The sequence below is a fragment of the Streptomyces sp. NPDC088817 genome (genome assembly GCF_044750345.1).
In the GTDB taxonomy this organism is placed as follows: Bacteria; Actinomycetota; Actinomycetes; order Streptomycetales; family Streptomycetaceae; genus Streptomyces.
The window spans coordinates 170998-194232 of sequence record NZ_JBIVJN010000002.1 but is presented as its reverse complement, the minus strand read 5'-3'; the positions used below and the strand labels follow the sequence as shown (position 1 = coordinate 194232).

20 protein-coding genes are annotated in these 23235 nt (G+C 72.0%); 10 read left to right on the top strand and 10 right to left on the bottom strand.

What is annotated here, in order from left to right:
- Nucleotides 1-123 precede the first annotated feature (123 nt).
- Entirely contained in the window at nucleotides 124-1122 is a 999-nt protein-coding gene (locus ACIP4X_RS04490) for a sigma-70 family RNA polymerase sigma factor (protein ID WP_358736276.1), read from the top strand.
- A 445-nt stretch (nucleotides 1123-1567) separates the two neighbouring features.
- On the opposite strand, the gene ACIP4X_RS04485 is transcribed toward ACIP4X_RS04490, so the two are convergent.
- Nucleotides 1568-2617 carry a helix-turn-helix transcriptional regulator gene (locus tag ACIP4X_RS04485; protein ID WP_401346591.1) on the bottom strand — a complete coding sequence of 350 codons (1050 nt, stop codon included), beginning with the start codon at nucleotides 2615-2617 and terminating at the stop codon, nucleotides 1568-1570.
- 62 nt (nucleotides 2618-2679) lie between these two features.
- Here ACIP4X_RS04485 and ACIP4X_RS04480 point away from each other — a divergent pair, with 62 nt between their 5' ends.
- The 5 genes from ACIP4X_RS04480 to ACIP4X_RS04460 all read left to right on the top strand — a co-directional run bounded on the left by ACIP4X_RS04480 (nucleotide 2680) and on the right by ACIP4X_RS04460 (nucleotide 8979).
- On the top strand, nucleotides 2680-4278 hold the full coding sequence (locus ACIP4X_RS04480; RefSeq protein WP_401346589.1) for an MFS transporter: 1599 nt from the start codon (nucleotides 2680-2682) through the stop codon (nucleotides 4276-4278).
- A 294-nt stretch (nucleotides 4279-4572) separates the two neighbouring features.
- Nucleotides 4573-5334 carry a DeoR/GlpR family DNA-binding transcription regulator gene (locus tag ACIP4X_RS04475; RefSeq protein WP_358736271.1) on the top strand — a complete coding sequence of 254 codons (762 nt, stop codon included), beginning with the start codon at nucleotides 4573-4575 and terminating at the stop codon, nucleotides 5332-5334.
- The gene (gene pfkB / locus ACIP4X_RS04470; RefSeq protein ID WP_358736270.1) at nucleotides 5331-6278 is read left to right on the top strand and encodes a 1-phosphofructokinase; all 948 of its coding nucleotides are present in this window, start codon (nucleotides 5331-5333) and stop codon (nucleotides 6276-6278) included. Before ACIP4X_RS04475 ends, pfkB begins: the two co-directional genes overlap by 4 nt.
- Nucleotides 6279-6423: 145 nt before the next feature.
- The gene (locus ACIP4X_RS04465; RefSeq protein ID WP_401346585.1) at nucleotides 6424-8613 is read left to right on the top strand and encodes a fructose-specific PTS transporter subunit EIIC; all 2190 of its coding nucleotides are present in this window, start codon (nucleotides 6424-6426) and stop codon (nucleotides 8611-8613) included.
- 111 nt (nucleotides 8614-8724) lie between these two features.
- Nucleotides 8725-8979, top strand: coding sequence for a hypothetical protein (locus ACIP4X_RS04460; protein ID WP_358736266.1), 255 nt, complete (start codon nucleotides 8725-8727; stop codon nucleotides 8977-8979).
- Nucleotides 8980-9072: 93 nt separating this feature from the next.
- On the opposite strand, the gene ACIP4X_RS04455 is transcribed toward ACIP4X_RS04460, so the two are convergent.
- Complete coding sequence (locus ACIP4X_RS04455; RefSeq protein ID WP_358736264.1) at nucleotides 9073-9819, bottom strand: DUF6227 family protein; 747 nt, start codon at nucleotides 9817-9819, stop codon at nucleotides 9073-9075.
- Between the two features lie 206 nt (nucleotides 9820-10025).
- Nucleotides 10026-11054, bottom strand: coding sequence for a P1 family peptidase (locus ACIP4X_RS04450; protein ID WP_358736262.1), 1029 nt, complete (start codon nucleotides 11052-11054; stop codon nucleotides 10026-10028).
- Nucleotides 11055-11123: 69 nt separating this feature from the next.
- On the opposite strand from ACIP4X_RS04450, the gene ACIP4X_RS04445 reads away from it, so the two are divergent.
- On the top strand, nucleotides 11124-11306 hold the full coding sequence (locus ACIP4X_RS04445) for a hypothetical protein (protein ID WP_358736260.1): 183 nt from the start codon (nucleotides 11124-11126) through the stop codon (nucleotides 11304-11306).
- Nucleotides 11307-11334: 28 nt separating this feature from the next.
- Here ACIP4X_RS04445 and mscL read toward each other — a convergent pair whose 3' ends face one another.
- The 6 genes from mscL to ACIP4X_RS04415 all read right to left on the bottom strand — a co-directional run bounded on the left by mscL (nucleotide 11335) and on the right by ACIP4X_RS04415 (nucleotide 17002).
- Nucleotides 11335-11796 carry a large conductance mechanosensitive channel protein MscL gene (mscL, locus tag ACIP4X_RS04440; protein WP_358736258.1) on the bottom strand — a complete coding sequence of 154 codons (462 nt, stop codon included), beginning with the start codon at nucleotides 11794-11796 and terminating at the stop codon, nucleotides 11335-11337.
- A 63-nt stretch (nucleotides 11797-11859) separates the two neighbouring features.
- Nucleotides 11860-12414: a hypothetical protein gene (locus ACIP4X_RS04435; RefSeq protein WP_391454417.1), complete on the bottom strand. Its 555-nt coding sequence runs from the start codon at nucleotides 12412-12414 to the stop codon at nucleotides 11860-11862.
- 285 nt (nucleotides 12415-12699) lie between these two features.
- Complete coding sequence (locus ACIP4X_RS04430; protein WP_358736254.1) at nucleotides 12700-13533, bottom strand: S-methyl-5'-thioadenosine phosphorylase; 834 nt, start codon at nucleotides 13531-13533, stop codon at nucleotides 12700-12702.
- A 75-nt stretch (nucleotides 13534-13608) separates the two neighbouring features.
- Complete coding sequence (locus ACIP4X_RS04425) at nucleotides 13609-13926, bottom strand: FmdB family zinc ribbon protein (protein ID WP_358736252.1); 318 nt, start codon at nucleotides 13924-13926, stop codon at nucleotides 13609-13611.
- 67 nt (nucleotides 13927-13993) lie between these two features.
- Nucleotides 13994-15286: an MFS transporter gene (locus ACIP4X_RS04420; protein ID WP_358736250.1), complete on the bottom strand. Its 1293-nt coding sequence runs from the start codon at nucleotides 15284-15286 to the stop codon at nucleotides 13994-13996.
- Nucleotides 15287-15490: 204 nt separating this feature from the next.
- The gene (locus ACIP4X_RS04415) at nucleotides 15491-17002 is read right to left on the bottom strand and encodes a potassium/proton antiporter (RefSeq protein WP_358736308.1); all 1512 of its coding nucleotides are present in this window, start codon (nucleotides 17000-17002) and stop codon (nucleotides 15491-15493) included.
- 214 nt (nucleotides 17003-17216) lie between these two features.
- On the opposite strand from ACIP4X_RS04415, the gene ACIP4X_RS04410 reads away from it, so the two are divergent.
- Nucleotides 17217-20081, top strand: a complete 2865-nt coding sequence (locus ACIP4X_RS04410; protein WP_401346579.1) for a penicillin acylase family protein — start codon at nucleotides 17217-17219, stop codon at nucleotides 20079-20081.
- Nucleotides 20082-20194: 113 nt separating this feature from the next.
- Here ACIP4X_RS04410 and ACIP4X_RS04405 read toward each other — a convergent pair whose 3' ends face one another.
- Nucleotides 20195-20809, bottom strand: coding sequence for a 5-formyltetrahydrofolate cyclo-ligase (locus tag ACIP4X_RS04405; protein ID WP_391454006.1), 615 nt, complete (start codon nucleotides 20807-20809; stop codon nucleotides 20195-20197).
- A 103-nt stretch (nucleotides 20810-20912) separates the two neighbouring features.
- On the opposite strand from ACIP4X_RS04405, the gene galU reads away from it, so the two are divergent.
- A complete protein-coding gene (gene galU, locus ACIP4X_RS04400; protein WP_358736245.1) occupies nucleotides 20913-21839 on the top strand; it encodes a UTP--glucose-1-phosphate uridylyltransferase GalU in 927 nt (308 codons plus the stop codon).
- A 4-nt stretch (nucleotides 21840-21843) separates the two neighbouring features.
- On the top strand, nucleotides 21844-23166 hold the full coding sequence (glp, locus tag ACIP4X_RS04395; RefSeq protein ID WP_358736243.1) for a gephyrin-like molybdotransferase Glp: 1323 nt from the start codon (nucleotides 21844-21846) through the stop codon (nucleotides 23164-23166).
- The last annotated feature ends 69 nt before the right edge of the window (nucleotides 23167-23235 follow it).

Genomic DNA, 23235 nt, shown 5'->3' with positions numbered 1-23235 from the left:
GGGAATTCTGTCCGGATTCCAGTCGTTGTTTCCATCGGATGCCGGGCACCCGAGGAGAGTTCCGAGGCAGGTGCCGAGCATCTGAAGGACCACCCGCTGACCCACCATCGCAAGGGAGCACGCATGGCAACCCGTGCCGTCGCCCGTCGTCAGTCCGCCACCGGCGAGACGGCGAACGCGGCAAGCAGTGTTCGCGCCCATGGCGGCGAGATCGCCGATCGCGACCTGGTCGGCATGTATCTCGACGAGATCGCGCGTACGCCGCTGCTCGACGCCGCCAAGGAGGTCGAGCTGTCCCAGATCATCGAAGCGGGTGTGTTCGCGCAGCAGATCCTCGACGGGCACGAAGGGACGAAGACGGACGCCACCGACGAGGAGCTCCGGGGCCTGGTGGCCCAGGGGGAGCGGGCCAAGGACGTCTTCATCCGCTCCAACCTGCGGCTGGTCGTGGCGGTCGCCCGGCGCTACCCGCGCAGCGGCCTGCCCCTGCTGGACCTGATCCAGGAGGGCAACGCGGGCCTGGTGCGCGCGGTGGAGAAGTTCGACTACCGCAAGGGCTTCAAGTTCTCGACCTACGCCACCTGGTGGATCCGCCAGGCGATCACTCGCTCGATAGCCGACCAGTCCCGCACCATCCGGCTGCCCGTCCACCTGGTGGAGGAACTGGGCCGCATCCGCCGTGTCCAGCGCGAGTTCAACCGGGAGCACGGCCGCGATCCGGAGCCCGCGGAGATAGCCGAGGAACTCGGCTCGACGCCCGAGCGTGTCTCGGACGTCCTCGACTGGGCCCGCGACCCGGTCTCGCTGAACATGTCGGTGGACGACGAGGGCGAGACCCAGTTCGGGGACCTGCTGGAGGACACCTCCGCCGTCTCGCCGGAGCAGTCGGTCATGACGCTGCTGCGCAGCGAGGAGCTCGACGACCTCATCGGCCGCCTCGACCAGCGCACGGCCTCGATCATCAAGATGCGGTACGGCATCGAGGACGGCCGCGAGCGCACGCTGACCGAGGTCGGCAAGGAGCACGGCCTGACGCGTGAACGCATCCGCCAGATCGAGAAGCACGCGCTGCTGGAGCTGAAGAAGCTGGCCCGTGACACCGGGTTCGACGCGGCGGCGTGAGCCGTTCCGAGCGGGATCCGGCCATGGATTCGTCCAGGTGCGCGCCCGCGCCGTCGTCCTGGCTCACGGTTGTCCGGGCGGGCATCCTGGCCGGGGCGTGGTGAGACCGGGCGCGTGAGGCCGCGGGTGCGCCGGGCGACCGCGTACGCGGGGTGGCGAAAGGCCGCGCAAACATGGCCGTGTACCGTCGCTTGAAGCGGCGGGGGCACGGGAACAACCTTTCCGAGCCCAGGAGTTCGGTTCCCGGATGGTTCCGTCACCGGACCGGGCCCGTCCCCCTTCGGGGACGCACAGATTTCCAGAGCCACGTCCCGACGCACTCCCCCCCGGCGCCGGGACCTTCCCCGAGCCGGGTTTCGGCGCCTCTCCCCCCGGGGCGCCGGAGCCCGGCTCCACTTCTGCCCTCCGGGCACGATCCGGAGCAGGGCGTGGGTGCGACCCTGCCTTACGGAACCTTCCCCGTGAGACCGGAGGGCAAGACGGCCGCTCCGCCGTCTCCCTGCTCCGCCCGGCCCTCCCCCTGCTCTGCGCCGCCCCCGCCGGCCCGTGTCAGCCGTGCGCCCAACCGCCTTACGCACTGCACGAGTTCGTCGGGTTCCTGCACCGTGAACTCGTAGCCGAGCATCGCCAGCCGCACCGCGAGCCACTCCACCTTGTCGCCGACCGTGGCCCGCAGCCGGCAGCCGCCCGTGTCGAGCGGCTCCAGCGGGCCGAGCCACCCGGGCAGCCGCGCCGCGACCACCTCGGCCGGATCGGTGAAGGTCACCGTGAAGGTGTAGGTCTCCTGCCGCTGGTACACCGACTGCCGTAGGTACTCGGCCGCGCTCCCCGTCGGCAGCTCCCGCGGAGTGAACCGCGCACCGGTGGCGAAGGGTTCGCTCACCCGGTCGACACGGAACGTCCGCCAGTCCGCCCGGTCCAGGTCGTACGCCACGAGGTACCAGCGCCGACCGGTCGACACGAGCCGGTACGGCTCCGTCAGCCGCCGCGAGACGGCTCCGTCGCCGGCCCGGTACGCGAACCGCAGCCGTTCGTACCCCGCCACCGCGGAGGCCATGACGGTGAGTGTCTCCGTGGCGACACTCGCCCCGTCCCCGCTGGTCAGCGGGGTCGTCGCGGCTTGAAGTGTGGAGACGCGGTGCCGCAGCCGGGTCGGCAGCACCTGCTCCAGCTTCGCCAGCGCCCGTACCGACGCCTCGTCCATGCCCTCGATCGCGTGCCCGGCTCCCGCGCGCAGCCCGACCGCGATCGCCACCGCCTCCTCGTCGTCGAGTACGAGGGGCGGCATCGCCTTGCCCGCGACCAGCCGGTAGCCGCCGTCGGCCCCCTTGGTCGCCTGCACCGGATAGCCCAGCGCACGCAGCCGGTCGATGTCCCGCCGGACCGTGCGCCGGGACACCCCGAGCCGCCCGGCGAGTTCACCGCCGGGCCACTCCCGCGGGGTCTGGAGGAGGGACAGGAGCTGGAGCAGCCGGGCCGGAGTGTCCGTCGTCATACATACGAGAATGCCGTAGAACTAGGACATGGTCTGACCTAATGCCTGCATAGCGTGGCGTCATGTCCTCCACCGAAACCCCTGCCGACAGTCCGGCCCCGGTCCCGACGCAGGTCCCGACCACGACCCCGACCCCGACAGCGGCCCCGCCCGCCGACCGCCGTCGCTGGTTCGCGCTGGCGATCGTGATGACCGCGGCCTTCATGGACCTCGTGGACGTCACGATCGTCAACATCGCGATTCCGTCCATCCAGCGGGACGCCGGAGCGTCCTTCAGCCAGATCCAGTGGATCACCGCCGGATACGCCCTCGCCTTCGCGGCCGGTCTGATCACCGGCGGCAGGCTCGGCGACATCCACGGCCGCAAGCGGCTGTTCCTCCTGGGCATCGCCGGCTTCACCCTCGCCTCCGCGCTGTGCGGTTTCGCCGCGAACCCCGAGATGCTGGTCGCCGCCCGCATCCTGCAGGGCGCCATGGCGGCGATGATGGTCCCGCAGGTGCTGTCGATCGTGCACGCCACCTTCCCGGCGCACGAACGCGGCAAGGTCTTCGGCCTGTTCGGCGCGATCGTGGGCCTGGGCGCGGTCTCGGGCCCGCTGCTCGGCGCGCTGCTCACCGAGTGGAACCTGTTCGGGCTGGAGTGGCGGCCGATCTTCCTGATCAACCTGCCGGTCGGTGTCCTGGCCCTCGTCCTCGGCAACCGTTTCATCAGCGAGTCCAAGGCGCCTCGGGCGCTGAAGCTGGACCTCGTGGGGGCCGCCCTGGTCACCCTGGGCCTGCTGATGCTGCTCTACCCGCTGACCCGGGGCCGCGAGCTGGGCTGGCCGCTGTGGGGGTACCTCTCGATGGCGGGCGCGCTGGTGGTCTTCGCGGCGCTGGTGGCGTACGAGCGCGGCAAGGCGGCGCGGGACGGCTCGCCGCTCATCGAACTGTCGCTGTTCCGGGTGAAGAGCTTCGCCGCGGGCATCGCCGTGCAGACCGTCTTCGGTGTCGCGCTGGGCGTGTTCTTCCTGGTCTGGACGCTGTACATGCAGGTCGGCCTGGGCTGGAGCCCGCTGCGGGCGGGCCTGACGGGCGTACCGTTCTCGATCGCCGTGTCCATCGCTGCCGGGGTCTCCGTGCAGAAGCTGGTCCCGCGCTTCGGCCGCAAGGTGCTCCAGGCGGGCGCGCTGGTGATGGCGGCCGGCGTCCTGCTCTACATCGTGGAGTCCGAGCGGTACGGCCTGGGCATCGCCCCCTGGCAGATGGCGCTCCCGCTGGTCGTCATGGGCCTGGGCATGGGCCTGATCGTGGCGCCGCTGACCGACGCGGTGCTCTCGGAGGTCCCGCGCGAGCACGCCGGTTCGGCGTCCGGGCTGATCAACACCGTGCAGCAGATGGGCAACGCGCTGGGGCTCGGCCTGGTGTCGGTGGTGTTCTTCGGGGTCATCGACGACCGTCTGGCCCCGGCCGAGGTCGGCCCCGCCTTCGTCAACGCCTTCCAGCACGCGCTGGTGTGGGTGGCGGCGGTGCTGGGCGTCATCTTCGTCCTGATGTCGGCGCTGCCCAAGCGGCCGGGCCGGGAGGCGGAGGGCGCCGAGGAGGCCGGGCAGGCTGGAGGGACAGAGGACGCCGGGGAACGCTCCGTGGTGGCGGAGCGGACGGGCGAGCTGGTGGGCTGACCTGCGTGAACGTGGGCCGACGGGGCCCGGCACCCGAGGGGCGCCGGGCCCCGTCGGCGTGCGGGTGGCGCTGGGCCTCTGTCCGGCGCATCCCGGTGCCGGGCCTGTCCGGGGCACGGGCGGCGCCATGGCCTGTCCGGGGCGCGGGCGCTGCTGGGTCCCACCGTGACCCGGACACAACCGGAAGTCCGTTCATGCCCGGTTCCATGCCCGAACCTGTTTACTTCCTCGACATCTCGGCGTACGCTCCGAGAAGAAACCACAAGTTCGGGCATCAGTCGGAGGCGGACGGACATGTACGCACCGGAGCGGCAGCAGGAGATCCTCCGGCTCGCCCGGGACGGCGGCCGCGTGGACGTCGTGTCGCTCGCCGAGGAGTTCCAGGTGACGGCGGAGACGATCCGCCGCGACCTGAAGGCCCTCGACCGCGCGGGCCTGCTGCGCAGGGTGCACGGCGGCGCCATCCCGGCCGGCCGTCTCGACTTCGAGCCGGACCTCACCGAGCGCGAGTCCACCGCGGCCGACGAGAAGGACCGCATCGCCAAGGCGGCCCTGGCCGAACTGCCGGCCGAGGGCACGCTGATCCTCGACGCCGGCACGACGGTGGCCCGTGTGGCCGCCGCCCTGCCCCTGGAGGCCTCGCTCACCGTCGTCACGCACTCCCTGCCGATCGCGGCCCGCCTCGCGGACCACCCCGGTCTCCAGCTCCACCTCGTGGGCGGGCGGGTGCGCAACCGCACGCGCGCCGCCGTGGACGCCTGGGCGCTGCGGGCCTACGGCGAGATCCGCGCCGACGTGCTGTTCGTCGCCGCCAACGGCTTCTCCGCCGAACACGGTCTGACCACCCCCGACCTCGCGGAGGCCGCGGTGAAGCGCGCGGCCATGGCCGCCGCCCGTCGTGTGGTGCTGCTCGCCGACTCCGCCAAGCACGGCCAGGAGCACTTCGCCCGCTTCGGCGCTCTGGACGACGTGGACCTGCTGATCACCGACAGCGGATTGAGTCCCGATGACGCGGCCGCCATCGAGCGCGGCGGCACGGAAGTAGTACGCGCATGATCGTCACCGTCACCCCCAACCCCTCCCTGGACCGCACCTACGAGGTCCCCGCCCTCGAACGCGGCCAGGTCGTCCGGGCCACCGCCGAGCGCATGGACCCGGGCGGCAAGGGCGTGAACGTCTCGCGCGCCGTCGCGGCCGCCGGGCGGCGCACGGTCGCCGTCCTGCCCCTGGGCGGCGCACCGGGCGCCCTCGTCGCGGAGCTGCTCGACGCACAGGGCATCGACGTCGCGCCGGTGCCGGTCACCGGGGCCACCCGCTCGAACATCGCGCTCGCCGAGGCCGACGGCGTCCTGACGAAGATCAACGCGCCGGGTCCCGAACTCTCCGCGCAGGAGCAGGAGTCGCTCCTGGAGACCGTGCGGCGGCAGTCGGAGGGCGCCGACTGGATCGCGTGCTGCGGCAGCCTGCCGCGCGGGCTCGCGCCGTCCTGGTACGCCGACCTGGTCGCGCGGGCGCACACGGCCGGTGTGCGCATCGCCCTGGACACCTCGGGGCCCGCGCTGCTCGAGGCGCTGCGCGAGGGCCCGGACCTGGTCAAGCCGAACGCCGCGGAACTCGCCGAGGCCGTCGGGCGCTCGCTGGTGACGGTCGGCGACGCGGTGAAGGCGGCCGAGGAACTGCGCGGGCTCGGCGCGCGCACCGTGCTCGCGAGCCTGGGCGCCGACGGACAGCTGCTCGTGGACGGCGCGGGCGCCTGGTTCGGCAGCGCGCGCGTGGACGCCGTCCGCAGCAACGTCGGTGCCGGCGACTCCTCCCTCGCCGGGTTCCTGATCGCGGGCGGCACCGGTCCGGAGGCCCTCGCCCTGGCCGTCGCCCACGGCGCGGCCGCCGTCCAGCTGCCGGGCAGCCTGATGCCGACCCCCGCCGACCTGGACCCGGCGGCGGTGACGGTGACACCGGACGTGCCGGTGGACCGCGCGCTGACGGAGCCGGTGACATGACCGGCCGCCCGCCCCGCACCCGGTGCCGTACGACGCCTCCCACGGCCCGCACCGACGACGACTCTCCCCACACTCCCCGCACTGCCCCCGTCCCCACCCCCGCCCGCCTCACCGGCCGGGCGATACGCGCGCTAAGGAGCCCGCGATGAGCGACATGATCACCGCGGACCTGGTCGACCTCGACCTGTCCGCCGACACCAAGCAAGCCGCGGCGCGCTCCCTCGCCGAGCGGATGGTGGCCGAGGGCCGGGTGACCGACCTGGAGGGCTTCCTCGCCGACGTGGCCGCCCGCGAGGCGCAGATGCCGACCGGCCTGGACGGCGGCATCGGCATCCCGCACTGCCGCAGCGAGCACGTCGTCGAGCCGACGCTCGCCTTCGGGCGCAGCGCGGCCGGGATCGACTTCGGCGCGGCGGACGGCCCCGCCGACCTGATCTTCCTGATCGCGGCCCCGGCCGGCGCCGACGACGCCCATCTGAAGATCCTGTCCTCGCTGGCCCGGCAGCTGATGAACAACGAGTTCACCTCCGCGCTGCGCTCGGTGGATGACGCGGCGGCCGCCGCCGCGCTCATCCGCGGGGACGAGGCTCCCGGCGAGGCCGCGGCGGCTGCCGAGGGCGGCGCCGCGCGGGCGACGGACGCCCCCGAAGACACCGCCGCGACGCCGGGGGCGGCCTCCTCCGGCGCCGTGGCGGCCGACACGACCCCGGCACCGGACACGGCACCTGACGCGACCGTCACGGATGGGCCCGCCACGGACGCGAGCGCCACCACGGGCACTTCCGGCGCTCCCGGTGATTCCGGTACCGCCAGTGCTTCCGGCGACCGTCCGTTCCGGATCGTCGCCGTCACCTCCTGCCCCACCGGTATCGCGCACACCTACATGGCGGCCGAGTCGCTGGAGAACGCCGGCCGCGAGGCGGGCGTCGAGGTGGTCGTCGAGACCCAGGGTTCGGCCGGCTTCGACCGGCTCGACCCGGCGGTGATCGCGGCGGCCGACGGCGTGATCTTCGCCCACGACGTCCCCGTACGCGACAAGGACCGCTTCGCCGGAAAGCCGGTCATCGACGTCGGCGTGAAGGCGGGCATCAACCGGCCCGGCGAACTGATCACCGAGGTCCGCGCCAAGGCGGCGCGCGGCGAGGTGAGCGGCACGGCCCCCGCGCCCGGCGCCACACCGGTCGAGCGCGGCGGCGAACCGGGCGAGGGCTACGGCACGAAGCTGCGCAAGTGGCTCATGTCCGGCGTCAGTTACATGGTTCCCTTCGTGGCCGCGGGCGGTCTGCTGATCGCCCTCGGGTTCGCGATCGGCGGCTACGAGATCAACAAGGCGCCGTCGGTGATGGACCACTTCGTCTGGACCCAGGGCGACAGCTGGGCCGCCCTGCTGTTCCAGATCGGCGGCGTGGCCTTCGCCTTCCTCGTCCCGGTGCTGGCCGGCTACATCGCCTACGGCATGGCCGACCGCCCAGGCCTCGTCCCCGGCTTCGTCGGCGGCTCGATCGCGCTCACCGTCAACGCCGGTTTCCTCGGCGGTCTCGCGGCCGGTCTGATCGCCGGTGGTGTGGTGATCGCGATCCAGAAGGTGCGCATCCCGGCGGCCCTGCGCGGCATCATGCCGGTGGTGGTGATCCCGCTGATCTCCTCGGCGGTCGTCGGGTTCCTGATGTTCGTGGTCATCGGCAAGCCCATCGCCACCGCGCAGAAGGGCATGACCGACTGGCTGAACGGGCTGACCGGCACCAACGCCGTCCTGCTCGGCGCGCTGCTCGGACTGATGATGTGCTTCGACCTCGGCGGTCCGGTCAACAAGGTCGCCTACACCTTCGCCACCGCCGGTATCGCGGTCTCCAACCCCAGCGACTCCGCCATGAAGATCATGGCCGCGGTGATGGCGGCCGGCATGGTTCCGCCGCTGGCGATGGCCCTGGCCACGAGCGTGCGCGGCAAGCTGTTCACCCACACCGAGCGGGAGAACGGCAAGGCCGCCTGGGTCCTGGGCGCCTCCTTCATCTCCGAGGGCGCCATCCCGTTCGCGGCGGCCGACCCGCTGCGCGTCATCCCGTCGTCGATGGTCGGCGGCGCGCTCACCGGCGCCCTGTCGATGACGTTCGGCGCCACGCTGCGCGCCCCGCACGGCGGCATCTTCGTGGTACCGCTGATCGGCAACCCGTTCCTCTACCTGATCGCCATCGCGGCGGGCGTGTGCGTGACCACCGCCCTGGTGGTCGTCCTGAAGACCCTGCGCAAGCCGGCTCCGGGTGCGGCTGCCGCAGGGGCGGGCGAGGGAGCGTCGGCCGAGCCTGCCGACCGGAAGCAGCCGGTGGCGGCCTGATCCGCCTCTTGCCTCCTTGTCCCTTTGGTGCGCTGTGAGTTGTTCACGGCACCTGCGAGATACATCACGGTCCGGGGTCAAAGTCCCGGGCCGTGGTGTCTACTGGAACACATGCCTCAGCACGTCTCGACCCTGATGTGGATCGGTGTGGCCGTCCCCGCCGCGCTGACCGTCGCCTGCCTGATCGGGCTCGCCCGCATCCGGCGCACCATCCGTCTCGAGACCGCTCGGCAGCAGTCCGCCCCGAGGCTGCCGGGCCTGCCGCTGCAGCGCGGTACCGGCCCCGGCCGGGAGTTCGTCGAACTGACCCCGGAGGAGAAGGACGCCTTCGCGGGCCTGGTGCGCCGACTCGGCAGCGGCCGCTGAGGCTCACCCGGGCCGAGCGGGCGATCGCCAACGGCTGAAGGGCCCAAGGGTTCTACGGCTGAAGGGCTCTAGGGCAAGAGGCATCTAAAGGCTCTAGGACATCTGCGCCGCGCGCCGTTCCATGGCGCCGCGGGCGGCGTCCTCCGTCACGTACACCTCGCACATGTGGCGACCGTCCGGGGTCGCCGTGTGCTCGACCTCCCAGAGGGAGATCTCCACGCCGCCGTCCAGCAGGAAGGCGTGCTCGTAGAGCGAGAAGCACAGCCCGGCCCGGCCCGCGCGGCAGGGGCGGCCGAACGCCTGGGTGATCCGGTGGCCGGCCGCCGCCGCCAGCAGGGACGCGACGTCCGCGCCCGGCCGGTCGGCGTTCTCCGCGCGGCGCAGCAGACGGCGTGCGTGGTCGGCCGAGTCGTCGGACGCGTACGAGTGCCGTGCCTGGGGCGGCGGCGAGAGCTGGACCAGCACCGGCAGTTCGAACTCCGGCGCGTCCGGCGGGAGCGGCAACCGGGCGGTGGCGGTGCTCAGCTCCTCCTCGTCGTCGTACACCTCGTGCTGCACCTCGCTGCCCGGCGCGGTGTTGTGCACCAGCTCCCAGAGGGTGAGCGCGGAGCCGTCGGCGAGCAGCCAGGTGTGCCGGTAGGTCTCCCGGTGCCGTCCGGCGCTGTGGTGCGCCGAGTGCAACGAACCGTCGTAGGCCAGGGCGCAGTCGAGCCGCCGTATGGTCTCGTCCGGTAACTCGAAGGAGTTCAGGGCACGGCCGAGGAGCCGCGCGAGGTGCTCCTCCGGAGACTCCGGCGACTCGCGCGGCTCGTACGCTGTCGTCTCGTACGGAACGCTCAAGGTTTCTCCCGGCGTTGCTGCATGTCACCTTGTGGGTGCATACCGTAGCCCCTCGGTCGAGCATCATGTCCGCGAACCGAGAAAACGTCCATGACGAAAACGCCCGGCCCGCGCGAGAAGTTCCCGCCGGAGCCGAAGTTCCGTCAAAATCCGCTGGTCAAGGTCACGTTGCGAAGCGGGGTCCGGACTTCGGGCGGTGTGGAAGGTCAACGGGCGCCGTACAGCTCCTCGTAGGCCGGCCACTCCCCGCCCGGCCCGGTCACCGCCTCCGCGGCCCGCACCGCGCGGACGATCGCGCGGGTCACCTGGTCCGCGCCCGCCGCCAGGATCTCGTTCAGCGCGAGCGGGGCACCGGGGTCCAGCGGACGCGCACCGGTCGCCAGCGCGAACACCGTGTCCCCGTCGTTGAGCAGGTGCACCGGACGTACGGCGCGCGCGATGCCGTCGTGCGCCGTGCCGGCCAGCTTCTGCGCCTGCGCCTTGGTCAGGTCCGCGTCGGTGGCGACCACCGCCAGGGTGGTGTTCAGCGGAGGTGGCACGTTCCTCGCGGCGGCCTCGGCGAGGCGTCGCCGCGCGTGCTCGTGCACCCGCGCGTCCGGATACTTCACCGGTCCCTGGAACAACTCCCCGTACAGGACCCCCGTTTCCGGATCGACCGCCGATCCCGCCGCGTTGGCCACCACCAGCGCGGCCACCGTGACGCCCGAGTCGAGCACCGTGCTCGCCGTGCCGACTCCTCCCTTGAGCGGCCCCACGGCCGCTCCGGTCCCGGCGCCCACGCATCCCTCGGGCACGCGCCCGCCCACCTCGCTAGCCGCCGCGTTCTCGACCGCGGCGCGTCCGGTGGCCGCGTCCGGCCGGGCCCGGAAGTCACCGCCGCGGCCCAGGTCGAAGACGCAGGCGGCGGGTACGACCGGTACGACGTGCGAAGGATCGGGCCCGACCCTGACCCCGCGCCCCCGCTCCTCCAGCCAGGCCATCACTCCCGAGGCGGCGTCCAGCCCGTAGGCGCTGCCGCCGGTCAGGACGACCGCCTCCACCGTCCGCACCAGGTTGCGCGGATCCAGGGCGTCGGTCTCCTTGGTCCCGGGGCCGCCACCGCGCACGTCCACGGCGGCGACGGCGCCGCCCTCCGGGGCGAGCACGACCGTCGTGCCGGTGAGCCAACCGCCGCCCGTGCGCGTCGCGTGTCCCACCCGCACGCCTTCGACGTCCGTCAGAGCATCCACTGTCATGGGAGCCAGTCTCCCCGCCCGGCCCGCACGGAACGTCAGGCCGTCCGCCGTGGACCGTACCCTTGAGGCATGAGTACCGCCCCCGAGCCCGCCCCCGAACCGCGTGACCCGAAGGCCGCGCTGATCTTCGACGACCCGCTGAACCAGCAGTCCACGGACGACACCGACCGCGGGTGGGGTGAGCGCGGGGACGGCGACTCCGCGGCCGACCTCAAGCGCTTCCTGGACGAGAAGCCTCCCCACCACCTCTGAGGCACGCGGGCCCGCCGGAGCGCGAACGCTACCGCTCGCCGTACTCGGAGTTGCGCCGGGCGGCGACCAGCTCGTCGCGTATCTCCTTGAGCACCTCCAGCTCGGTCACCTCCACGGTCTCCTCCGCGCCCTCCCTGGCCTTCTTCCGTGCCTCCTGGCGGGCCAGGAACTTCGCCATGGGCAGGACCATCAGGAAGTAGACCACCGCGGCCGTGATCAGGAACTGGAGGGTGGCGCCGAGGACCGAGCCCCACATGATCCGGATGCCCTGATCGCCCTGGCAGGTGGCGCTCAGGCACGAGTCGTAATGGTCGAGGTTCTTGGTGCCGATCGCTCCGATGACCGGACTGATCACTCCCTTCACCACCGCGTTGACGATATTGGTGAAGGCGGCGCCGACGACCACCGCTACTGCCAGATCGACGACGTTCCCGCGCATCAGGAAGGCCTTGAAGCCCTCCCAGACGCTCGGGTCCCTCTTGTCGCTCACCTGTGGCCCCTCCTTGGACATGCGACTGCAACGTGCGGAACAAACAGCTCCGCAACCTACGGCTCACCACAGGGTCACCGCCAGCCTGGCCGTCGCGCTCGCCCCTGCCAGCCCCGCCGCGGTGGCTCGTGGTACCGACAGCGCGACCAGCGCCCCGCCCCCGGCCACCTCGTCCACGGGCTCCGGGACCCTGGCCACCCGGGCTCCGCGCGCGACCACCCGGGCCTGCCCGCCCGTCGCCGGATCCTCCGCGGCGATCACGTCGACCCGGTCGCCGGGGCGCAGCAGCCGGACCGTGGCCGCGTCCGCGATGCGCACGGGCGCGATCACCGTGCGCACCTCGTCCGCGCCGCGGCCACCGGCGGCCCGGCCGGCTCCGTCGGCCGGCGCAGGCTGCCCGCGGGCCGGTCCGCCGCGAGGGGGGTCCGGAGCGTCCCGCGGACCCGCGGCCACGAGCGCGGCCGCGGTCACGGCGAGCCCGGCCGCCACCGCCCGCCCCCGGTGCCGTACGAGCCGGCGCAGCCCGTACCGCCCGCCGCTCACGCGCACCGGCGCGAAGTGGGGCACCTCACACGTGTCCGGGGCGTCCGTGCCGGGCGCGTAGGAGGCAGAAGCCAGGCGCGGAGAGTGCGAGGGCGGCGACGGCACCGGCGAGAACGAATACGGCGGGGATGAAGACGAAGGCGCGTACGACGAGGACGGAGACGCACACGTCGAGGACGGAGGCGACGAAGACGGAGACGCGTACGACGAGGACGGCACGGACATGCGGACCACCACCAGTGACGGGGATTTCGGCTTGCCACGCCCACGATGAGGCATCGCGCCGCCGACCGCCGGAGCCCGTGTGCTACCCGCCGGTTGTGGACAACTCCCTCACCCGAAGGAGCAAGCCGCCACCCGCTACGGCAGCGTGAACCCCGGGTCCATCCCGCCCAGAGCGCCGGCGCACAGGCAGTCCCGTTCCCCCGTCGCGGGCAGCGCGGCCACCGCGTCGAACAGGACGCCCCGCAGCCGTTCCACATTGGCCGCGAAGACCCGGAGCACCTCCTCGTGGGAGACGCCCTCGCCGGTCTCCGCGCCCGCGTCCAGGTCGGTGACGAGGGTCAGCGAGGTGTAGCAGAGCTCCAGTTCGCGGGCGAGCGCCGCCTCGGGGTGACCGGTCATGCCCACCACCGACCAGCCCTGCGCCTGGTGCCACAGCGACTCGGCCCGGGTCGAGAAGCGGGGCCCCTCCACCACCACGAGGGTGCCGCCGTCCACCGCGTCCCAGTCCCGCCCGCGCGCCGCCTTCAGCGCGGCCGTGCGGCCCACCGGGCAGTACGGGTCGGCCATGGAGACGTGCACGACGTTCGGCACCGTGCCGTCGGTCCGCGGCAGCCCGTCGAAGTAGGTCTGCGCCCTGGACTTCGTACGGTCGACGAACTGGTCGGGCACGAGCAGCGTGCCGGGACCGTACTCGGGGCGCAGCCCGCCCACCGCGCAGGGCCCGACCACCTGGCGCACACCGACGGAGCGCAGCGCCCACAGGTTGGCCCGGTAGTTGATGCGGTGCGGAGGGAGGTGGTGGCCGCGGCCGTGCCGGGGCAGGAAGGCGACCCGCCGGCCGGCGACCTCACCGAGGAAGAGGGAGTCGCTGGGTTCCCCGTACGGCGTCTCCACCCGGACCTCGGTCACGTCGTCGAGGAACGAGTAGAAGCCGGAACCGCCGATGACACCGATCTCTGCGTTCGCCATGACCAGCACACTAGCGCCCGCGCGCACGCCGAGAACCCCACCGTCCTACGACGACGGGGTCCCGGAAAGTAGACGTCAGGCTGCGGAGCTGCCGGCCGAGCTCGTGGACGTCGAGGACGAGCCCGACGACGAGGACGAGCCGGAGGACGACTCCGACGAGGACGACGACGAGGAGCTCGACGACTTCGACGACGCCGGGCTGCTGCTCGACGAGGAGCCGCGGCTGTCGTTGCGGTAGAAGCCGGATCCCTTGAAGACAATGCCGACCGCGGAGAACACCTTCTTCAGGCGGCCACCGCAACCCGGGCACTCGGTGAGTGCGTCGTCAGTGAACTTCTGCACCGCCTCGAGGCCGTCGCCGCACTCGGTGCACTGGTACTGATAGGTGGGCACTGTCTTCCTCCTGGCACTCTCACTCGATGAGTGCTAACGACGGTCCATAGTGACGTATTCCCGAGGATCAGTCCACTGTGACGTGGGCTCGGTGACCGACGCCACGTGCGACCGTGCGGCCCTGCGCCCGGGACGCGAGCCGTGACCTGAGGGTCACCAGGGTCAGCAGGGCCAGCACCGTTCCGGCCATCGGCACCAGGAAGCCGGCGCCGCCCCACAGACGGTCCTCCAGCTGTCCGGCGACGGTGACCGCCGCCGCCTGGCCCAGCGCGACCGCGCCCGTGAGCCAGGTGAACGCCTCGGTGCGGGCGCCGGCCGGGACCAGGCCCTCCACCAGGGTGTAGCCGGTGATCAGGGCGGGCGCGATGCACATGCCGACCAGGAGGCCGAGCGCCGCCAGGAGCGGCACCGAGTGCGCGGTCCACAGGGCGGACGCGGCCAGCGCCAGGGCGATGTAGCCGACGAGGAGACGGTGCTGCGGGGCGGTCTTCCAGGCGATGGCGCCGCACACGACGCCGGAGAGCATGTTGCCGGCGGCGAAGGTTCCGTAGAGCACGCCGTTGAGGCCGGGCTCGCCGATCGACTCGGTGAACGCGGCCAGCGAGACCTGCATGCCGCCGAAGACCGAGCCGATGCCGAGGAAGGTCGCGATCAGCACCCGCACCCCGGGGACGCGGAGGGCGGAGGCGTGCTCCACGCGCGCGTGCCCGCCGGTGACGGGCGGCTGGGTGCGCTTCTGGGCGGCGAACAGCAGACCGCCGACGAGGGTGAGAGCGGACTCGGTGACCAGTCCGGCGGCCGGGGTGACAGTCGTGCACAGGGCGGTCGCCAGGAGGGGGCCGACGACGAACGTCAGCTCGTCGGTGACGGACTCGAAGGCGGCCGCGGTGGTCATCAGCGGCGAGTCCTTGAGCGTCACGCCCCAGCGGGCCCGCACCATCGGGCCGGCCTGCGGTACCGAGGCGCCGGTCGGCACGGCCGCCGCGAACAGCGCCCACAGGGGGGCGTGCGCCAGGGCGAGCGCGGTCAGCGTCAGCCCCGCGAGGGTGTGTACGAGAACGCCGGGGACCAGTACCGCGCGCTGCCCGTAACGGTCGGCGAGGCGTCCGCTGCAGGGAGCGAACAGCGCCATGGAGACGCCGGTGACGGCCGCGGTCGCGCCGGCCACGCCGTAGGAACCGGTGGTGTGCTGCACGAGCAGCACGATGGAGATGGTGAGCATCGCGAACGGCTGGCGCGCGGCGAAACCGGGAAGCAGGAACGTCCAGGCGCCGCGGGTACGCAGCAGCTGCCCGTATCCCGGGCGGGAGGATTCCGTCGCGTTCCGCGCCGGGTCGGTGCTGGTGACCGTGGATCCCACGGCCGTGCCTTTCCGCCGCCTGGTAGCGCGGGCCCGGGCGTACGGGCGCGGCCGAGAGCTGTCCTCTTGCGCGGACTGCGGTAGATGCCGGCGCCCGCTGTGGGGGGATGCCTGGCCGCCATACGGTCGCGCCAGCTCTGCGTCAGGCAGAGTTGGTTCGATCAGGGGTGCTCCCTCATCGTACAGGGGCGCGGGAAACGCCCCTCATCCTCGGTTGCCCGCCTCCGCGCCGCCGGCGCCCAGCCATCCGGCCAGCTTGCCGCCCCGGCCGACCGCGCGCAGCCGCTGTTCGGCCGCCTCCCGGACCGGGTCGGTGGCGACCACGAGAAGTTCGTCACCGCGGCGCAGAGTGGTGGCCGGCAGCGGTACGAACGACTTGCCCTCGCGGACGACCAGGGTGACCGCGGACCCGGACGGCAGCCGCAGCTCGCTGATCTCCACGCCGTGCATCCGCGACCCGTCGGGGATGGCGACGGACAGCAGATGGCCGCGCAGCCGCTCAAGGGGCGCCGACTCGATGCCGAGGTCGGCGGCCTCCTCGCCGGAGCCCAGCCGCAGCTTGCGGGCGAGCCAGGGCAGGGTCGGCCCCTGCACCAGGGTGTAGACGACGACCAGGACGAAGACGATGTTGAAGATGCGGTGGGTGGCGTCGACCCCGTTCACCATGGGGATCGTCGCCAGGATGACGGGCACGGCGCCGCGCAGTCCGGCCCAGGACATCAGGGTCTGCTCCTGCCACGGCACTCGGAACGGCAGCAGGCTCGCCACCACGCCCAGCGGGCGCGCGACCATGGTCAGCACCAGACCGATGACGAGGGCGGGCAGGGCGTCGTCGAGCAGCTCGTGCGGGGTGACCAGCAGGCCGAGCATGACGAACATGCCGATCTGGGCGATCCAGCCGAGTCCCTCGGCGAAGCCGCGGGTGGCGGGCCAGTGCGGCAGCTTGGCGTTGCCGAGCAGCATCGACGCCAGGTAGACGGCGAGGAAGCCGCTGCCGTGGGCCAGCGCGCCCGCGGCGTACGCCGTGACCGCGATGGCCATGACGGCGATCGGGTAGAGGCCGGAGGCGGGCAGCGCCACGTGCCGCAGCCCCCAGGAACCGAGCCAGCCCACCGCAAGGCCGACGGCCGCGCCGATCGCCAGCTCCAGGGCTATCTCGCCCACCAGGACGTACCAGTGCTCGATCGGTCCCGCGGTGGAGAAGGCGACGACCAGGATGACCACCGGGGCGTCGTTGAAGCCGGACTCGGCCTCCAGCGTGCCCTTCACGCGCGCGGGAAGGGGGATCTTGCGCAGCACGGAGAAGACGGCCGCCGCGTCCGTGGAGGACACCACCGCGCCGATGATGAGCGACTGGCGCCATCCCAGACCGCTCAGGTAGTGGGCGGCGGCCGCGGTGACGCCGACGCTCACGGCGACACCGACCACCGCGAGGGTCGTCGCGGCCGGAAGGACCGGCTTGATCTCCTTCCACTTCGTGCCGAGCCCGCCCTCGGCGAGGATCACGACGAGGGCCGCGTAGCCGATGACCTGGGTCAGTTCGGCGTTGGTGAAGCGGACGCCGCCGAGTCCGTCCGAGCCCATGACGACGCCGATCCCCAGGTAGACGAGCAGGCTGGGGAGCCCGCTGCGCGAGGAGACCCGGACCGCGGCGACCGCGACGAGCAGGACGACCGAGCTGGCGAGCAGGAGCTGGTTGAGGTGGTGAACAGTCAGCAGCGGTTCCTTCCGCGAGTTCCCGGTTTACTTCGTTACCTTACCTAACTCTTGACGCTTTCTTGACGCGGTCCGTGACGAAATGGGGATGCCCGACCAGCGCCGGACCCGACTCCGCGTCAAGTGCTACCGGGCCCTGCGCCTATGGTTGCTCCAGCGTTCATTCGAAGTCACAGCCCGACCTGCCGCTCGCGTTAGGACAGCAAGGACAGCGATGCCCCCGAACACCACCGCCTCAACGGGTGACAAGGCCGGCAAGTCCGGCAGGAAGAAGGGGCGAAAAGCCCGCTTGGCCGTGCTTGTCCTGGTGATGGCTCTCATCGGCGGCACCGCCTACGGCGCCTACTGGTCCGTCAGTACCGTGCGCGCCTCCTTCCCGCAGACCAAGGGCACCATCACGCTGCAGGGCCTCTCGGGTCCCGTGGACGTCAGACGGGACGGCTACGGCATCCCGCAGGTCTACGCCTCCGGAGCGGAGGACCTGTTCATGGCGCAGGGCTTCGTCCAGGCGCAGGACCGGTTCTACGAGATGGACGTGCGCCGGCACATGACGTCCGGGCGCCTGTCGGAGATGTTCGGCAAGGGGCAGCTCAAGAACGACGAGTTCCTGCGCACGCTGGGCTGGGACCGGGTCGCCCGGCAGGAGTACGACAAGACGCTGTCGGCCTCCACGAAGAAGTACCTCCAGGCGTACACCGAGGGCGTCAACGCCTACCTCAAGGGGCGGGCGGCCAAGGACATCTCGCTGGAGTACGCGGCCCTGGGCTTCGCCAACGACTACAAGCCCGGGCAGTGGACCCCCGTCGACTCGCTCGCCTGGCTGAAGGCGATGGCCTGGGACCTGCGCGGCAACATGCAGGACGAGATCGACCGGGCCCTGATGACGAGCCGCCTCGGCCCCAAGCAGATCAAGGACCTGTACCCGGACTACCCGTACAGCAGGAACAAGCCGATCGTCGGCGAGGGCCAGTACAACGAGCTCACCCAGGCGTTCGAGGCGGGCGGCGACACGACGGGCACGGGCACCGGAACCTCGACCGGCACCGGCACCGGCACCGGCACCGGCACCGGCACCGGCACCGGCATCGGTACCGGCACGGGCACCGGCACCGCGACCGGTACGGACGCGACGGGCACGGGCGGCGCCGGCACCGGGACCGGCGCGAGCGGCTCCTCCGACGTGCAGAGCCAGCTGATGGGCCTGCACGACGTCCTGGACGGCCTCCCGACGGCCGTCGGCGTCAACGGCAACGGCATCGGCTCCAACTCCTGGGTCGTCGCCGGCCGGTACACGATCACCGGCAAGCCGCTGCTCGCCAACGACCCGCACCTGTCCGCGTCGCTGCCCTCGGTCTGGTACCAGATGGGCCTGCACTGCCGCGAACTCTCCAAGGCGTGTCCGTACGACGTCACCGGCTACACCTTCGCGGGCATGCCCGGTGTGATCATCGGCCACAACCAGGACATCGCCTGGGGCATGACCAACTCCGGTGTCGACGTCACGGACCTGTACCTGGAGAAGCTCAGCGGCAACGGCTACCTGCGCGACAACAAGACGGTGCCGTTCAAGACCCGCCAGGAGACCATCAAGGTCGCCGGCGGCGCGTCCAAGACGATCGTCGTGCGCGAGACCGACGACGGGATGCCCCTGCTGTCCGACCGTTCCAGCGAACTGATGACGGTCGGCAAGAAGGCCACGGTCAACACCGCGGCGCCCGACCGCGGCGACGGCTACGCGATCGCCCTGAAGTGGACCGCGCTGGAGCCGGGCACCAGCATGGACGCCGTCTTCGCCATGGACGGCGCGAAGGACTGGAACTCCTTCCGGTCGGCCGCGGAGCTGTTCGACGTGCCCTCGCAGAACCTGATCTACGCCGACACCAAGGGCAACATCGGCTACACGCTGCCCGGCCGCATCCCCACGCGCGCGAAGAACGACGACGGCTCCGTCCCGGCGCCGGGCTGGGACTCCGGCTACGACTGGACCGGCTACATCAAGCCGCAGGAACTGCCCTACGAGTACAACCCCAAGCGCGGCTACATCGTCACCGCCAACCAGGCGGTCGTCGATCCGGCGTCCTACCCGTACACGCTCACCACGGACTGGGGCTACGGCACCCGTAGCCGGCGGATCACCGACCTGATCCAGAAGAAGATCGACGGCGGCGGCAAGATCTCCACCGACGACATGCGCCAGATGCAGATGGACAACAGCAGCGCGATCGCCAACCTGCTGGTGCCCAAGCTGCTGAACATCGACATCGGCGACAAGGACGTCCGCCAGGCGCAGAAGCTGCTGGAGGGCTGGGACCGCACGCAGGACGCCGACTCGGCCGCCGCCGCGTACTTCAACGCCGTCTGGCGCAACGTCCTCAAGCTGGCCTTCGGCAACAAGCTGCCCAAGGAGCTGCGGGTCAAGGGCCAGTGCCTGTGGGTGGAGCCGGCCGGCAACACGGGCCCCGCCGACGAGAACCAGAAGGTCCGCGAGTGCGGTCAGCGTGACGCCGACCAGGCGCAGCCCGACGGTGGCGACCGCTGGTTCGAGGTGGTCCGGGCGCTCGTCGACAAGCCGGACAGCGACTGGTGGAAGACGCCGGCGTCCGGCACCCGTCCCAAGGCGGACAACCGCGACGAGCTGTTCAAGCGCGCGATGATCGACGCCCGTTGGGAGCTGACCGCCAAGCTCGGCAAGGACATCGACACCTGGAGCTGGGGCCGGCTGCACCGCCTGTTCCTGAAGAACCAGACCCTGGGCACCGAGGGGCCGGGCGTCCTGCAGTACATCCTCAACCGCGGACCCTGGAAGCTGAGCGGCGGCGAGGCCGCGGTCAACGCCTCCGGCTGGAACGCCGCCGGCGGCTACGGCGTGGTGTGGGTGCCGTCGATGCGGATGGTGGTCAACCTCGGCGACCTCGACAAGTCCAAGTGGATCAACCTCACCGGGGCCTCCGGGCACGCCTTCAGCGCCCACTACACCGACCAGACGGGCAAGTGGGCCAAGGGCGAGCTGCTCTCGTGGTCCTTCTCGCCGGACGCGGTCGGCAAGAGCACGAAGGACACCCTGGTGCTCAAGCCGTGACCCGCTGAGGCCACCACGGCGGCGAAGGCCCTCCACGCGCACGCGTGGAGGGCCTTCGCCGTGCCGGGGCCGAGCCCCGGAGCCGTGCCGGCCGAGGCCGGGCGCCGTGCGCGTCAGGTGAAGCGGCGTACGCCCGACGGTGTCACCACGGCCTGCACCGGACGGTCGTGGGGCTCCTCGGGAATGTGCTCCACGACCTCCGCGTCGTACAGCAGGACCACGAGGGAGGGATGCGCCCGCGCCGCCTCCAGGCGGGCCAGGACGCGGTCGTAGGACCCTCCGCCGCGTCCCAGGCGCATCCCGCGCGCGTCGACGGCGAGGCCGGGCAGCAGGACCACGTCGGCGGTCGTCACGGCGTCCGGGCCGAGGCGCTCCCCGGCCGGCTCGAACAGCGCCATCCGCCCGCCGTGCTGCACGCGCGCGAGGGAGCCCTCCCCGGTGTACGCGCCCCAGTCCAGGTCGTTGTCGTGCAGCAGGGCGGGCAGCAGCACGCGCGCGCCCCGCGCGCGCAGCGCGTCGAGCAGCGGAGGGGTTCCCGGCTCGGTGCCCACGGAGACGTACGCGGCGATCGTGCGCGCCCGCGTCAGCTCGGGCAGTTCCAGGGCACGTGCCGCCAGCGCGTGAGCCGCCTCCCGCACTTCATCCACGGTCAATGTCTTCCTCACCGTGAGGATTTCTCGTCGCAAGGTGCGCTTGGCAGGCTCCGCACTGTGTCCGAAGTGGCTCACTTGTCCTTCCGTACCCTTCCTCAACCCGGCATCTCTGTTCATATGAGAGTCAATTAACCGGACAGGGAGATTCCGCGCAAAGGCAGCGGATAAGGTTGCGGCCATGACACAGGCGCACCCCAGGATCAGCAAGGCTGTCATTCCCGCGGCAGGTCTTGGCACCCGGTTCCTGCCGGCCACCAAGGCGACTCCCAAGGAGATGCTGCCGGTCGTCGACAAGCCGGCGATCCAGTATGTGGTCGAGGAGGCCGTCTCCGCGGGCCTCGACGACGTCCTCATGGTGACCGGCCGCAACAAGCGGCCGCTGGAGGACCACTTCGACCGCAACTACGAGCTGGAGTCGGCCCTGGAGAAGAAGGGCGACGGCGAGCGGCTCGCCAAGGTGCAGGAGTCCAGCGACCTCGCGACGATGCACTACGTCCGCCAGGGCGACCCCAGGGGCCTCGGCCACGCCGTGCTCTGCGCCGCCCCGCACGTGGGCAGCGAGCCCTTCGCCGTCCTGCTCGGCGACGACCTGATCGACCCCCGCGACCCGCTGCTCCAGCGGATGATCGAGGTCCAGGAGACCTACGGCGGCAGCGTGATCGCCCTCATGGAGGTCGCGCCCGAGCAGATCCACCTCTACGGCTGCGCCGCCGTGGAGCCCACCGGGGACGGCGACGTCGTCCAGGTGACCGGTCTGGTCGAGAAGCCGGACGTGGCGCAGGCCCCCTCCAACTACGCGATCATCGGCCGTTACGTCCTCGACCCGCACATCTTCGAGATACTCCGCAAGACCGAGCCCGGTCGCGGTGGCGAGATCCAGCTCACGGACGCCCTCCAGCACCTGGCCGAGGCGTACGCGTCGGCGACCACCGACGAGCAGCGGGCCGGCGGCCCGGTGCACGGCGTCGTCTTCAAGGGCCGCCGCTACGACACCGGTGACCGCGGCGACTATCTGCGTGCCATTGTCAGACTCGCGTGCGAACGTGAAGACCTGGGCCCGGACTTCAGGGCCTGGCTTCAGCGGTACGTAGCCGAGGAGATGTAACGAGTTGAGCAGCGCCGAGCCCCGCACCGCCGGCCCGGACCACCTGTGGTCGGTGGACGAGCACCTGGAGGACATCCTCACCACCGTCCGCCCCCTGGAACCCATCGAGCTGCAGCTGCTCGACGCCCAGGGCTGCGTCCTGGTCGACGACGTGACGGTGCCGCTCTCCCTGCCGCCGTTCGACAACAGCTCCATGGACGGCTACGCGGTGCGGGTCGCGGACGTCTCGGGCGCGAGCGAGGAGTTCCCGGCCGCCCTGGAGGTCGTCGGGGACGTCGCGGCGGGCGCGGTCGGCCTGCTCCGGGTGGGGCCGGGACAGGCGGCGCGGATCATGACCGGTGCGCCGCTGCCGCCCGGGGCCGAGGCGGTCGTCCCCGTGGAGTGGACCGACGGAGGGCTCGGCGAGGGCCCGGTGAGCACGATGCGCGCCCGCAGCCTCGCCCCCGAGGGCGACGGCGGGCACGTACGCGTGTACCGGCCGGCCGAGGCACGCGCCCACGTGCGCGCGAAGGGCAGCGACGTGGAGGCGGGGGAGTACGCCCTGCGGGCCGGGACGGTCCTCGGGCCGCCGCAGATCGCGCTGCTCGCCGCGATCGGCCTCGGCACGGTCCTGGTGCGCCCGCGCCCGCGCGTGGTGGTGATGTCCACCGGCAGCGAACTCGTCCAGCCCGACGAGCAGCTCGGCGACGGCCAGATCTACGACTCCAACAGCTTCGCCCTGACCGCGGCCGCCCGGGACGCGGGCGCCATCGCCTACCGGGTGGGCGCCGTGCCCGACGACGCCGACACCCTGCGCTCCACCATCGAGGACCAGCTCGTCCGCGCCGATCTGCTGGTCACCACCGGCGGGGTGAGCGTGGGGGCGTACGACGTGGTCAAGGAGGCGCTGTCCCACGTGGGCGACGAGGACGAGCCGGGCGGCGGAGTGGAGTTCCGCAAGCTCGCCATGCAGCCCGGCAAGCCGCAGGGCTTCGGGACCGTCGGCGCCGACCACGTCCCGCTGCTGGCCCTGCCCGGCAACCCGGTGTCGTCGTACGTGTCCTTCGAGCTGTTCGTCCGTCCCGCCATCCGCACGCTGATGGGTCTTCGGGACGTGCGCCGGCCGACCGTGCGCGCGACGCTGGCCGCGGACCGGGCGCTGAGCTCGCCGAAGGGACGCAGGCAGTTCCTGCGCGGAGTGCACACGGACGGCGAGGTCAGGCCCGTGGGAGGCGCCGGATCCCATCTGGTCGCCGCCCTCGCGCTGGCCGACGCGCTCATCGTCGTGCCCGAGGACACCGAGTCCGTCGAGCCCGGCACCGAGGTCGAGGTGGTCCTGCTCGGCTGAGCCGTGCGGGGTGGCGGTACCGTGTCGCGCACAACAGGCCCGTGCGCCGCACGGCGGCGGGCCCGGACC